The organism is Cupriavidus sp. 207A1, from assembly GCF_057798955.1.
In genome coordinates, this window is sequence record NZ_JBYOJO010000011.1 from 56,912 (window position 1) to 69,380 (window position 12,469).

Below are 12,469 nucleotides of genomic sequence, written 5' to 3' on the forward strand. Positions count from 1 at the left end.
TCAACGTTCAACGCCAGCTGCGGCGGTATGGCTGCTGCCCGTTTGCCGGGCAGCCCCCGGCCGCAGTACCAGCCACACCGCCATGCCGATCAGCGCGCCGCCGGCGGCATGCGCCCACGACAGCGTCTCGCCCAGGAACAGCGCGCCCCAGACCATGCCGAACGGCGGGATCAGGAAGGTGACGGTCAGCGAGCGCACCGGGCCCAGGTCGGCGATCAGCCGGTAATACAGGATGTAGGCCAGTGCCGTGCACAGCGTGCCGAGGCCGACCATCGCCGCCCACACGCCGGCGCCGGCATCGGGCAGCGTGTTGTGGCGCCACAGTGCCACGACGCAGAAGGGAAGCAGAAAGGCGCCCGCGCCGACCAGGCTGCCGGCCGCGACCAGCCGGCTGTCCAGCCCGCCGCGTTGCGTGATCCAGCGCCGCGCGAGAAAGCCGGCCAGGCCGTAGCACGCCGTGGCGAACAGGCAAGCCAGCGCGCCCAGCAGGACCTCCGTGGAAAAGGCCACCGGCCCGGTACGCGTCAGCACCCCGACCCCCGCGACGCCCAGCACCACCCCCAAGGCCTTCGCCCGCGTCAGCGGTTCCGCAAAGGCCAGCGCGCCGATCGCCACGCCCATCAGCGGTGTCATGGCGTTGAACACCGCCGAATAACCGGCCGGCAGCCACAGCGCCGCCACGGCGTACATCGCGAACGGAATGCCCGAGTTGACCACGCCCAGCGCCAGCACTGCCGGCCATTTGCCCTGCATGTCCCAGCGCAGGCCGAGTAGCGGCAGGCACGCCGCCAGCGTCAGCGCGCCGATCAGCACGCGCACGAAGGCCGTCGGCAGCGGCCCCAGCACCGGCGCGCCAATGCGGATGAAGAGGAAGCTGCCGCCCCAGAGGGCGGCCAGGGCCAGCAAGCGAAGCAGGTCGAGGGGTTTCATCGGTCGGGCGAGGGGCGCCCCCCGCCGGCAGGATCAGCGATGCCGCATTGGACGCCGGTGCGGGGCCGCCCGCAAGCCGGATTCGGACCTGTGGTCCGGCAGGCGCCGAGCGGAGCACCTACCGGGCCATGGGATGCACGGCACGTTCGCGGATTTACGCGACAACTGAGAGCCTTTTACGCCACAATGTCACGTAAATACGTCACTTTCTTACCGGGAGCTTTCATCCGCTCCCCCCGCAGGAGGGGACGCGTCGCCGACGCGTGACAATCCGCATTCGATTAAATTAAAATCTGGTCTGCGCCAGAGTTAATTGACCCCTCCGACGCATTCCCGACAAGCCGCCAGGCCTCCTGGCGGCTTCTTTTTTTGTTCCGGTAAGATGCGCGTTGCCCGGCGCACCGGCCGGCGACATCCCCATTGGCCCCGTCCCGCGGCGCTGCCGGCATCACAATGCCCGCATCCTGCGTCAACCAGCGCGGCGTCGGCCGCGTTGCCAATCCACATGAAACGACAGTTCCTGGGCCTGCTGGCCCGCGTCTACGTCCTGCAATTCGCGCTGGAAGTCCCCGCCACCGTGGCCATGCTGGCCGACATGCTGCTGGAATACGGCTTCCAGGTCGATATCGGCTCGGTGCGTCCGCTGCTGCGGGCGCTGCAAATGGAAGGCTACCTGGAAAGCGTGCTGCGCGACGGCATCGGCCGGGTCTACCTGCTGACCGAACGCGGCCGCGAAGAACTGCAGGCCAGCCGCCAGCGCATCGACGAACTCTACCGCCGCCTGCACGCCGGCCTGCCCGCGACCGACGACGCGCAACGCCGGGCCTGAAACGGAGCCGGGACGGGCGGCCGCGGCGCCGCCAGCGTACCCGTTTCTGCGAGCTGCTTTGGCGCTGCAGCGGCACCCGGCCCAACCGTCTTACTTCTTCTCCGCCTTCCCTTCGTAGCGCTTGCTCCATTCGGCCAGGATGCGGTCGCGGTTATCGCTGGCCCAGCGGAAGTCGTTCCTGATCAGGCGCTTCTCGTAGTCCGCCGGCAGCAGCGCGTCGGGCTTGGCGATGCCAGGCACGGCCAGCACCGCGAAGTTCTTTTCATACAGCGCCATCGCCTCACGCGACGCCGAGAAGTCGGCCAGCTTGCGCGCCGCATCGAGATGCTTCGTGCCCTTGACGATGGCGGTGGCCTCGATGTCCCAGCCCAGGCCTTCGCTGGGCAGGACGATATCGATCGGCGCGCCTTCCTTCTTCGACTTCATGGCGCGGTACTCGAACGCAATGCCGATCGGGAACTCGCCCTGCGCGGCCATCTTGCACGGCTTGGAACCCGAGTGCGTGTACAGGCCGATGTTCTTGTGCAGCGCGTCCATGTACTGCCAGCCCTTCCGCTCGCCCATCATCTGCAGCCATGCGCTGACGTCGAGAAAGCCCGTGCCCGACGAGGCCGGATGCGGCATCACCACCTTGCCGGCATAGACCGGCTTGGTCAGGTCGGCCCACGAACTCGGCCTGGGCAGGCCCTGTTTCTGCGCCTCGACCGTGTTGAAGCAGATCGCCGCGCCCCACACGTCCATGCCGACCCATGCCGGCGGGTTGGCGGGGCTGCGGTACCTGGCATCGATCGCGGCCAGGTTCTTCGGCGCGTACGGGTCGAGCATGCCTTCCTTGTCGAGGATCGCCAGGCTGGAGCCGGCCAGGCCCCACACCGCGTCGGCGCGCGGCGCGGCCTTTTCCGCCAGCAGCTTGGCGGTGACGATGCCGGTGGAGTCACGCACCCACTTGATCTCGATATCGGGATGCACCTTCTCGAACGCGGCCTTGTAGGCGGCGATCTGGTCGGCTTCGAGCGCGGTGTAGACGGTCAGCACGGTGGCGGCGGCGGCGTGGCCGGCCAGCAGCGGCAGCGTGGCGGCGGCCACGGTTGCAATGGCCGCGGAAAGGCGGGTGATGCGGGACATGGTTTCCTCCTTTGGAATCGGTCAGTGTGTAATGCGCAGTGCAGCGGGATGACAAGACGGGAAGTTTCAGCCGGCGCGCCAGCGTTGCGCGCGGCGCAGCCAGCCGGCCGACAGCGCGTGCAGCAACAGCGCCGCCAGCACGGCAGTGAGCAGGATCAGCGTCGACATCGCCGCGGCGGGCGCGGTATCGCCGGCATCGTCCATGTTCAGCACCGAGATCGCGGCCAGCACGGTGTCGGGGCTGTACAGGAAGATCACCGCCGAGACCGTCGTCATCGACGACACGAACAGGTAGCGGAAGATGTCGAGCAGCGCCGGCAGGCACACCGGCACGGTCACGCGCCAGCACGTCAGCAGCGGCGCCACGCCCAGCGACAGCGCGGCGGCCTCGAACTCGTGGTCGAGCTGGCGCAGTGCCGCGGCCGCGGTCAGGTGGCCGGTGGTGTAGCAGTGCGCGACATTGCACAGCACCAGCAGCGCCATGGTCCCGTACAGCGCATGCAGCGGATTGCCGGGCGCATTGAAGAAAAACACATAGCCCAGCCCCAGCACCAGGCCCGGCACCGCCATCGGCAGCAGGAAGCCGGCGCGCAGCACGCCATGCAGCCATGCGGGTCCGCGTGTGCGCAGCGTCAGCCAGGCACCGAGGAAGATCGCCACGGTGCCGGCCAGCGCGGTCAGTACCGACAGCTTCAGGCTGTTGCGGTAGGCCAGCCAGCCGCCGCCATCCATGTTGTCGAAGTCGTAGTGCGCCAGCGTCAGGCTCAGGTTGTACGGCCACAGCTTGACCAGCGACGCCCCCACCGCGGTGGCGACCACCGCCAGCAGCGCGGCGCTGATGGCCAGCACCAGCAGCAGGCAGGCGCTGTCGCGGCCGCGCTCGGGCGCCGGCACATACACCTGCGCGCGGCTGCCCAGCTGCGTGCGCTGGCGCCGCTGCAGCGCCATGTCGACGGCGAAGGTCAGCAGCGCGGGCGCCAGCAGCAGCATGCCGATCAGCGCGCCGCGGTCGAACTGCTGCTGCCCCACCACGGCCTTGTACGCCTCGAGCGCCAGCACCGGGAAGCCGCCGCCCACCACCTTGGGCACGCCGAAGTCCGTGATCACCAGCGTCAGCACCAGGCACGCCGCGGCGAACAGGCCCTGGCGCGCGCCCGGCAGCGTCACGGTGCGGAAGGTGCGCCACGGGCCGGCGCCCATGGCGCGTGCCGCTTCATAGAGGCGTGCATCGGCCAGCGACAGCGTCGCCACCAGCACCATCAGCGCATGCGGGAAGGTGTAGAAGGCCTCGCCCAGCACGATGCCCCAGAAGCCATAGATGCCGCCCGGGCCGAACACGTCGCGGAAGATGCCCTGGTTGCCGAACAGATAGACCAGCGCGATCGCCGGCAGCAGCGACGGGGCGAACAGCGGCAGCAGCGCAATGCCGCGCCACAGCGGCCGCAGCGCGATGCAGGAACGCTGCAGCGCGTAGGCAAAGCCGAACGCCAGCGGCACCACCAGCGCCACTACCGTGAGCGACACTGCCACGCTGCGCCCGAGCATCGGCAGGAAGTTGGGGCCGGATACCAGCGCGGCCATGCGCGCGCCCAGCACCCACTGGCCCGCGCCATCGAACCAGGCCTGGCGGAACAGCGCCAGCAGCGGCAGCAGCAGGCCCACGGCAAGCCCGGCCAGCCACAGCCACTTCATCGCCGCGGGGGCGCCGTGCGCCAGCCGCGCGGGCAGGCCGGTGCCGCGCTGCCGGGACGCCGGTGCCTGCGCCGGCAGCAAGGCGGTGACGGCGCGCGTCATGCGAACACCCGCAGCGCCGGCGCCGGCAAGGCAATCCAGAACTTGTGGCCGCCCGGCTCCGGCAGCCGGTGCCGCGCCTCGCGCGCCACGTCGGCAAACAGCGTCAGGCCGGGCAGGCGGTCGGCTTCCAGCGCCAGACGATAGCGGTTGCCCAGGTAGGTCTGGTCGACCACGCGCGCCAGCAGCCGGTTGGGCTCGGCGGGGTCCGGGTCCAGCCGCACCGCCTCCGGGCGGCAGCACAGCCGGCCAGCGCCCGCCAGCGGTTGCGGTGCGTCGACCTGCAACTCGACCGCCTGGCTGCCTTCGCCGATGGTGAAGCGCCCGGCCGGCGCGCCGTGCCCGGGCAGCCAGTTGGCCTGCCCGACAAAGCCGGCGACGAAGGCCGACGCCGGCTGCTCGTAGATCTCGGCGGGCGTGCCCGCCTGCACGATGCGTCCGCCATCCATCACGGCGATGCGGTCGGCCATGGTCATGGCCTCTTCCTGGTCGTGCGTGACCATCACGGTGGTGATGTTCAGTCGGCGCTGCAGCTGGCGCAGCTCCACGCGCAGGTGCTCGCGCACGCGCGCGTCGAGCGCCGACATCGGCTCATCCAGCAGCAGCAGCGACGGCGCCGGCGCCAGCGCGCGGGCCATCGCCACCCGCTGCTGCTGGCCGCCGGAAAGCTGCCCCGGAAACTTGCGTTCGCTGCCGGCCAGGCCGACCAGGTCGAGCATCTCGGCCACGCGCGCGTCGCGGTGCGTGCGTCCCATGCCGCGCCCGTGCAGGCCGTAGGCAACGTTCTGCGCCACGGTCAGGTTGGGAAACAGCGCGTAGGACTGGAACAGGATGCCGTAGTCGCGCGCCTGCGGCGGCAGGCCGGTCAGTTCGCGCGCGCCGGCGTGGATGCGGCCGGCGTCCTCGCGCTCCAGGCCGGCGATGATGCGCAGCAGCGTGGTCTTGCCGCAGCCGGACGGGCCCAGCAGGCACAGCAGCTCGCCCTGCCCCACCGACAGCGACACGCCATCCAGAGCGACGAAACCGCCGAAGCGCTTGCTGACCTGCTCCACGGCCAGGAACGCCCTGCCCTGCGTTGGCTTGTCTGCCTGCATCACCGAATCTCCCTGCATCTCGATCGAATTGGCCGCCAGCATAGGCAGCGCAGATGCCAGCCATATGGCAGATCGGCAAAGGTTTTCGATGGAGGTATCGGGGGATTTGGGATGCGCCGCGCGGTGCGCGAGTCAGGCCTGCTGCGGTGGGGAGGCGATCGACATGTCCGTGTCCGGCACCGGCAGCGGCTTGCGCAGCACCTCGCGCAGCGCCTGCTGCGGCACGCCCTGGCTGAACAGGAAGCCCTGCAGCCCGTCGCATCCCTGCGCGCGCAGGAAGGCAAACTGCGCCGCGGTCTCCACCCCTTCGGCGATCACCTTGAGATGCAGCTGGTGCCCCAGCGCGATGATGGCCGCGGCCACGGCCTGGTCGTGGCCGGGTGTATCCACGCCGTCGACGAAGGACTTGTCGATCTTGAGCCGGCTGATCGGCAGGCGGGTCAGGTAATTGAGCCCCGAGTAGCCGGTACCGAAGTCGTCGATCGACAGCCCCACGCCCAGTTCGCGCAGGCGGCGGAAGGTTTCGATGGTGGTCTCGCCGCCATCGACCAGGATACCCTCGGTGACCTCGATCACCAGCCCCTGCGGCGGCAGGCCGGCCTGCTGCAGGCAGCGCGCCACGGTGTCGGGGAAGTCGGCCTGGCGCAGCTGCAGCGGCGAGATATTGACCGCCACCTCGAGCTCGCGGCCCAGTTCCTCGCGCAAGGCCTGGATCTCGCGGCAGGCGGTGGCCAGGGCCCATTCGCCCAGCGGCACCACCAGGCCGCTCTGCTCGGCAATGGGGATGAACTCGGACGGCTGCATTGCACCGCGCTCGGCGGTCTCCCAGGTGATCAGCGCCTCGACCGCGGGGATGGCCAGCGTGGCGGTATCGACGATCGGCTGGTAGCGCAGCCGGAATTCGTTGGCGGCCAGCGCCCGCCGCAGCAGGCCTTCGATGGTGAAGCGCGTCAGCGAGGCCTCGGCCATGGCGCTGGCAAAGCGGCACAGCTGCGCGCGCCCGCTCTGCTTGGCGGCGTAGACGGCGGAGTCGGCGGACTTGAGCAGTTCGATCAGCGTGTCGCCGTCGTCGGGAAACACCGCCATGCCGATCGACGGCGTCACGCGCAGCCGCTGGCCGCCGGCCAAAAGTTCTTCATTGACGCGCGCCTGGATCTTGGCGGCGATCAGCTCGGCTTCGCTGTCGTGGCGCAGGCCGCCCAGCACCACGCCGAACTCGTCGCCGCCCATGCGCGCCACCAGGTCGCCCTGGCGCACCGTGCCCTTGATGCGGTCGGCCATGGTGCGCAGCACGTCGTCGCCCACCGGGTGGCCGAGCGAATCGTTGATGCGCTTGAAGTGGTCCAGGTCGAGCAGCAGCAGCACGACGCGCTCGCCGCGGGTGCGCGCGTGCAACAGCAAGGCCTGGGCGCGCTCGCTCAGCTCGGCGCGGTTGGGCAGGCCGGTCAGCGGATCGTGCAGTGCCAGGTGGCGGATGTATTCGTCCACGCGCAGGCGCTCGGTCAGGTCATGGCCGATCGCCTGGTAGCCGGGCGACGGCACGGCGCTTGCACTCACCGGCGAGGCGGGCGCCGGCAACGCGGACACCGCCAGCCGCACCGGCATGCGCGAGCCGCCCTTGCGCACCCAGGTCCATTCGCGTTCATCGGTCAGCCCCAGCCGCGGCTTGGCCAGCAGCGCGGTCAGTCCCGGCGGCACCGGCGCGCCCAGCTCGGCGCTCAGTGCGCGCGCGTGGTCGGCCAGTTCGGTGGCGACATGCAGGCCGGTCATGGGCATGTGGCCGACCAGTTCGGCACTGCTGTACCACAGCATGCGCTGGCCGGCCGCGTTGATGCCGGTGATCATCCCGTGCTCGTCGAAGGTGATGACGCAGAAGGCAGCATGGTCGAGCAGGCCGGCATAGCGCGCCGCCTGCACCGCGGCGGCGTCCTGCGCGCGCCGCTCGGGCGCAAGGTCGGTGACCGCCCACAGCCAGTGCGGCGCGGCGCCGTCGCCGGCGGGCAGGGGCGCGACGCTGACGCGCAGCGCAAAGCTGTCGCCGTCGGCACGCACGCCGGCCAGTTCGCGGTGGATCGCGGAACCCGCCGCGGCGTCGGCGGGCATCACGCCGGCGGCGCCGGGAATCAGCGCGTCCAGGCTGCGTCCGGCCAGGCGCCTGGCATCGGTGCCCAGCAATTGCCCGGCGCGCTCGCTGGCGCGCACCACCACGCCGTGCGCATCGGTCACGACAAAGCCGTCGGCGGACTGCGCCAGGCAGGCCTGCAGCATGGCGCTGTCGTCCTCCCAGCCGTGCACGGCCCGCGCCTCGCGCTGGCGCGCGGCGCGGCCCTGGCGCGCCAGCGCATGGGTCAGCCAGGCCAGCAGCAGCGTCGCCAGCGCACCCGCGGCCGGCAGCAGCAACGCGGGCCGCGGGCCATGCGCGGCTTCGAAGGCCGGACGGGTAGCGGCGCGCAGCGTCCAGCTGCGGCCACCGTACTGGAACTGGCGCTCGCCCCGCAGCAACGGCGCACTGCCGTCCTCGCGCAGCTCGCCTTCGGTGGGGCCGCCCGACAGCAGCGCGCCGGCAGCGGCGGGGCCGCCCTCGTGCAGCGACAACTCGAGCTCGTTCGACGCCGAGGCCCCGACCGCGCGCATCAGGTCGCCCAAACGCAGCGACAGGTAGACGTAGCCCAGCACGGCTTCGCGCCGCTGCGCCACCGTGCCGACCGCAGCACCGCCGCCATAGACCGGCAGGAACACCAGCGCGCCGCGCTGGCGCGCCACGGCCCCCGTGGCTGCGACTTCGCCGATCGGATCCAGGCCGGCGCTCAGGCGCGGCTCGCCGCTGTCGCGCGCGGCTTCGAGCGCGGCCAGGCGGGTGGGCTCGGACAGCATGTCGAAACCGGCGATGCGCATGCTGCGCCCGTCCAGCGGATCGATGTAGAGGATGGGCGCGTACAGCTCGCGCGCGCCGGCGGGATGGACGCTGAAATCGGCAAGGCCGTCGGCGCGGGCGGCCTGCACCAGTTGCGGCAACTGCCGTGGCGTGGCGAGCGGCGCATAGCCGATGGCCTGGGTGCCGGCCGGCAGGTCGTCGCGCTGCGCGGTATAGAGGTAGTTGCGCCATTGCGCGCGCGAGGTGCCGGGATTGGCCGTCATCACCGCGGCCACGCCGCGCAGCAGCCGTTCGTTCTCCAGCATGCGCTCGCGCAGCGCGCTGCCCGCTTGCGCCAGCAGCGCGTCGAAGTGCTGCTGGGCGGCGCGGCGCTCGAGCCGGTCGGCCTGCAGCCATGCCCCCGCCGTCAGCAGCGCGCCGCCGGCCGCGACCAGCAATGACAACAGGGCGGGGGAAAGCGAAGTCAGTCTCATGGTCGGGGGGTTCCGGCATGCGGCAGGGGCACCGCCCCTGCGCAGGCTTGCCGCCACGCGGCCGGCCTTCGCCTTAGCGGGGGACTATACCGTGGCGCAGGCAGCGCGCACAGCCCCGCCGCGGCATGGACACGAGCGCGGGGGAAATGCCCGATGCCCCACCAAGGCAGGGGTATGGTAGGGTTGCACCCGAGACTCGACCTGCAGTTTGCGACAAGCCCGCGCTGTGCCTCGCTGCCCTTGCGCCCCCACTGCACCCGACATGCCCGTTTACACGCCCACGCTGAAAGCGCGCATTGCGATCATCACCACCGTGCTGGCCGCGGTGTTCGGCACCGGCATCATACTGATCGCCCTGTATGACGCGCACAGCGATCTGCACGATGCGCTCGAGGGCCAGCAGGATTCCGTGGTCAAGCTGACCGCCAACCAGCTCGACACGGCCATGAACGACCGCATCCAGCTGCTGTCGCACCAGGCCGACCAGCTCGGCGACCTGATGGCGCAGGCGCACGACGCGCATGCTGCGGCGGCGCGGCAGCGCGCGCTGCAGGCGCTGTCCGCCGCGATCCCGGTGCCGGCGGCATTCAACGCGCTGCTGGTCGCCGACCGCCACGGCAATGTCCTCAGCGGCCAGGGCGACGGCGCCGAAGTCCGCGACCGCGATTACTTCCGCGAGGCGGCGCGCACGCTGGCGCCGGTGGTATCGCCGCCGATCCGCTCGCGCACCAGTGGCCAGATGGGCGTGCTGGTGGCGGTGCCGGTGCTGTCGCCGCAGCGCGGCTTCCTGGGCCTGGTGGGCGGATGGCTGGACCTGTCCAGCGCCAACTTCCTGGTCGACATCCTGCACAACCGGCTCGGCACCACCGGCTACTACTGCCTGGTCTCGGCCGGCCGCGAGCCGGTCTACGTGCGCCATCCCGATCCCGCGCAGGCACGCCAGCCGGCACGGCCCGTGGCCGACACCTGCGGCGAGGACGACAGCCCCGCGCCGCTGGAATTCCTGACGCCGGCGCGGCCGGTGATCGCGCGCTACCTGATGTCGAGCACCGGCTGGGAACTGGTGGCATTGCTGCCGGCGCGCGAAGCCTACGCGCCGCTGCGGCAGATGCAGCAGCGCTTCCTCGGCATGGCGGGGGTGGCGATGGCCGGGGTGGCGCTGCTGATCTGGCTGGCGGTGCGGCGCCAGCTGACGCCGCTGTCGCGCCTGCACCGGGTGGTGCTGGCCAGCGCCAACGACCTGTCCGCGTTCGAGCGCCTGCCCACGCGCCAGCAGCGCGACGAGATCGGCGACCTGACGCGCGCCTTCATCAAGCTGATGCGCGACGTGCGCGAGCGCCGCCAGGCGCTGGACCGCAGCGAGCGCCGGCTGCGCGCGGTGACCGACACGCTGCCGTCGCTGCTGGCCTTTGTCGATACCGAAGCGCGCTATGTGTTCAACAACCTGGCCTATGAGCGCGTGTTCGGCCTGAAGCCCGAAGAGCTGCGCGGCAAGCCCATGCGCGAGGTGCTGGGCGAGGCCCGCTTCGCGCGCGTGCGGCCGTTCCTGGAGCGCGCGCTGGCCGGCAGCGCGGTGACCTTTGAAACCGAGGACGAAGGCCCCGACTACCACTGCATGGAAACCAGCCTGCGCCCGGAATGGAGCGCCGACGGCAGCGAAGTGGTGGGCGTGCATGTCCACGTGCAGGACATCACCCAGCGCAAGCTCGAGACCCAGCGCCTGGCGCGCATGTCGCGCACCGACCACCTGACCCAGCTGCTCAACCGCAGCGCCTTCGAAGGCCAGCTGCACGCGGCCATGGCGCGCAGCCGCGAGCAGGGCGCGCTGATGGCGCTGCTGTATCTGGACATGGACCGCTTCAAGGCGGTCAACGATATCCACGGCCACGCCGCCGGCGACCTGCTGCTGCAGGACTTCGCGCAGCGCGTGCGCCGCTGCGTGCGCGACAGCGATACCGTGGCCCGGCTGGGCGGCGACGAGTTCGCCGTGGTGCTCGAAGACCTGGCGCAGCCCGCCGCCGCGCGCCGGGTCGCGCAAGCGATCCTGCAGGCGATGGACGTTCCCTTCAGCTTCGAGGGCGTGCGCGCCGACGTCGATGTCAGCATCGGCGTGGCGCTGTACCGCGGTGGCCCGGCGCAGGACCACGAGCTGATGCGGCTCGCCGACGTGCTGCTATACCGCGCCAAGGGCACGGGCCGCGGCCGCTACGAGATCGGTCCGCCCGAACTGGCGGACCAACCCAGCCCGCAGCACGCGGGGCCGTTCCCGGCTCAGTGAAGCGTGCCCGCGGGCTTGTCCGGCACCGCGCCGGCCGCGCCCTCGGGCTCGAACGGCACGTGGCGGCCGTCGCTCGACTGGTAGCCGAGCTGGGCGTCGGCGCCCAGCATCTTTTCCCAGGCGATCATGGCCTGGGCGACGGCCTCTGGCGCACCCTTGAACACCACCACGTCGTTGCCGCAGTTCGGGCATTCGCCACCGAACACCGCGTCGATGCCGGGGAGGCCCGGCACGTCGAGCGCGTCGAACTGTGCAAACGCGGTCTTGCAGTGCCCGCACACCAGCTGGGCGGGGCGCAAGGCCTCGATCTTTGCGCGTGCCTGTGCCGCACGCTCCTCGGGGGTACCCCGCCGTTTTGCCTCGCCCATGATGTCCTTCCTTCCCCGTGCTGCCGGTGTGTGTGTGTGTTTGCAGCGGCCGGCCGCTCGGGCCGGTGCCGTGCCTGTTAGATGCGCAATGCGGGCCGGTGGTGCCCCGGACCGTGGCCAGGTGACGGCCGCGATGCCTGCGAGCCGGCGCCTGCCGGCCGCGCCTACCCGGCATTGTAACCAGCGCGGCGCTGCAAATACCGGGCCGACAGGAAGCGGCAGCGCCTGCTATTGTGGATAACGATGCCCCGTGCGGGCGCGGATGCGCCGCCTGCCGCACCGCGGGCATGCCGGTTCCATCCACCTACCCCCGAAGGAGGACGTTCCATGATCCGACCCACCGTGCAGGAAAACGCCGCCCGCTACGCCGACTGCATTGCCGCCTGCAATGCCGCGGCGGCGGCCGCCCTCAAGTGCGCGGCCGCCTGCCTGGAAGAACAGGACGTGCGCAAGATGGCGCGCTGCATTGCGCTGGACATGGATTGCGCCGGCATCGCCCAGCTGGCCGCGTCCTACATGCTGCGCAACAGCGAGTTCGCGCCGCTGGTGTGCGAGGACTGCGCCGAGGTCTGCAAGTGGTGCAAGGAAGAATGCGAGCGCCATGACGCCGAGCATTGCCAGGAATGCGCGCGCGCCTGCGCCGTCTGCATGGAGCAGTGCCTGAAAATGACAGCGTAGCGCCGGCGCCGCGCGCCCCAGGCTCGCG

Annotated in this window: 9 protein-coding genes; 3 read left to right on the forward strand and 6 right to left on the reverse strand. The window is 71.0% G+C overall.

Annotated elements, in window-relative coordinates; genetic code table 11:
• Positions 1–930 (reverse strand): DMT family transporter, encoded by a 930-nt coding sequence (locus AC3FMM_RS20175; protein WP_488687358.1) that lies wholly within the window; start codon positions 928–930, stop codon positions 1–3.
• Between the two features lie 505 nt (positions 931–1,435).
• Between AC3FMM_RS20175 and AC3FMM_RS20180 the strand changes: the two genes are divergently transcribed.
• Positions 1,436–1,759: a PadR family transcriptional regulator gene (locus AC3FMM_RS20180; RefSeq protein ID WP_115682144.1), complete on the forward strand. Its 324-nt coding sequence runs from the start codon at positions 1,436–1,438 to the stop codon at positions 1,757–1,759.
• 90 nt (positions 1,760–1,849) lie between these two features.
• Here AC3FMM_RS20180 and AC3FMM_RS20185 read toward each other — a convergent pair whose 3' ends face one another.
• The 4 genes from AC3FMM_RS20185 to AC3FMM_RS20200 all read right to left on the reverse strand — a co-directional run bounded on the left by AC3FMM_RS20185 (position 1,850) and on the right by AC3FMM_RS20200 (position 9,117).
• Positions 1,850–2,884, reverse strand: coding sequence for a putative 2-aminoethylphosphonate ABC transporter substrate-binding protein (locus tag AC3FMM_RS20185; RefSeq protein ID WP_488687359.1), 1,035 nt, complete (start codon positions 2,882–2,884; stop codon positions 1,850–1,852).
• Between the two features lie 66 nt (positions 2,885–2,950).
• On the reverse strand, positions 2,951–4,678 hold the full coding sequence (locus tag AC3FMM_RS20190) for a putative 2-aminoethylphosphonate ABC transporter permease subunit (RefSeq protein WP_115711874.1): 1,728 nt from the start codon (positions 4,676–4,678) through the stop codon (positions 2,951–2,953).
• Positions 4,675–5,769, reverse strand: a complete 1,095-nt coding sequence (locus tag AC3FMM_RS20195; RefSeq protein WP_488687413.1) for a putative 2-aminoethylphosphonate ABC transporter ATP-binding protein — start codon at positions 5,767–5,769, stop codon at positions 4,675–4,677. Before AC3FMM_RS20195 ends, AC3FMM_RS20190 begins: the two co-directional genes overlap by 4 nt.
• Before the next feature lie 132 nt (positions 5,770–5,901).
• Complete coding sequence (locus AC3FMM_RS20200; protein ID WP_116313686.1) at positions 5,902–9,117, reverse strand: bifunctional diguanylate cyclase/phosphodiesterase; 3,216 nt, start codon at positions 9,115–9,117, stop codon at positions 5,902–5,904.
• A 262-nt stretch (positions 9,118–9,379) separates the two neighbouring features.
• Between AC3FMM_RS20200 and AC3FMM_RS20205 the strand changes: the two genes are divergently transcribed.
• Positions 9,380–11,395: a sensor domain-containing diguanylate cyclase gene (locus AC3FMM_RS20205; protein ID WP_488687360.1), complete on the forward strand. Its 2,016-nt coding sequence runs from the start codon at positions 9,380–9,382 to the stop codon at positions 11,393–11,395.
• On the opposite strand, the gene AC3FMM_RS20210 is transcribed toward AC3FMM_RS20205, so the two are convergent.
• Positions 11,389–11,763, reverse strand: a complete 375-nt coding sequence (locus AC3FMM_RS20210) for a hypothetical protein (RefSeq protein WP_062804036.1) — start codon at positions 11,761–11,763, stop codon at positions 11,389–11,391. The genes AC3FMM_RS20205 and AC3FMM_RS20210 overlap by 7 nt on opposite strands.
• A gap of 327 nt (positions 11,764–12,090) precedes the next feature.
• On the opposite strand from AC3FMM_RS20210, the gene AC3FMM_RS20215 reads away from it, so the two are divergent.
• The gene (locus tag AC3FMM_RS20215) at positions 12,091–12,441 is read left to right on the forward strand and encodes a four-helix bundle copper-binding protein (protein WP_012354956.1); all 351 of its coding nucleotides are present in this window, start codon (positions 12,091–12,093) and stop codon (positions 12,439–12,441) included.
• The last annotated feature ends 28 nt before the right edge of the window (positions 12,442–12,469 follow it).

Excerpts from the sequence above, each read along its gene's own strand:
- AC3FMM_RS20190 (WP_115711874.1), bottom strand. The coding sequence starts at position 4,678 with ATGACGCGCGCCGTCACCGCCTTGCTGCCGGCGCAGGCACCGGCGTCC.
- AC3FMM_RS20180 (WP_115682144.1), top strand. The coding sequence starts at position 1,436 with ATGAAACGACAGTTCCTGGGCCTGCTGGCCCGCGTCTACGTCCTGCAA.
- AC3FMM_RS20195 (WP_488687413.1), bottom strand. The coding sequence starts at position 5,769 with ATGCAGGCAGACAAGCCAACGCAGGGCAGGGCGTTCCTGGCCGTGGAG.
- AC3FMM_RS20215 (WP_012354956.1), top strand. The coding sequence starts at position 12,091 with ATGATCCGACCCACCGTGCAGGAAAACGCCGCCCGCTACGCCGACTGC.
- AC3FMM_RS20205 (WP_488687360.1), top strand. The coding sequence starts at position 9,380 with ATGCCCGTTTACACGCCCACGCTGAAAGCGCGCATTGCGATCATCACC.
- AC3FMM_RS20210 (WP_062804036.1), bottom strand. The coding sequence starts at position 11,763 with ATGGGCGAGGCAAAACGGCGGGGTACCCCCGAGGAGCGTGCGGCACAG.
- AC3FMM_RS20175 (WP_488687358.1), bottom strand. The coding sequence starts at position 930 with ATGAAACCCCTCGACCTGCTTCGCTTGCTGGCCCTGGCCGCCCTCTGG.
- AC3FMM_RS20200 (WP_116313686.1), bottom strand. The coding sequence starts at position 9,117 with ATGAGACTGACTTCGCTTTCCCCCGCCCTGTTGTCATTGCTGGTCGCG.
- AC3FMM_RS20185 (WP_488687359.1), bottom strand. The coding sequence starts at position 2,884 with ATGTCCCGCATCACCCGCCTTTCCGCGGCCATTGCAACCGTGGCCGCC.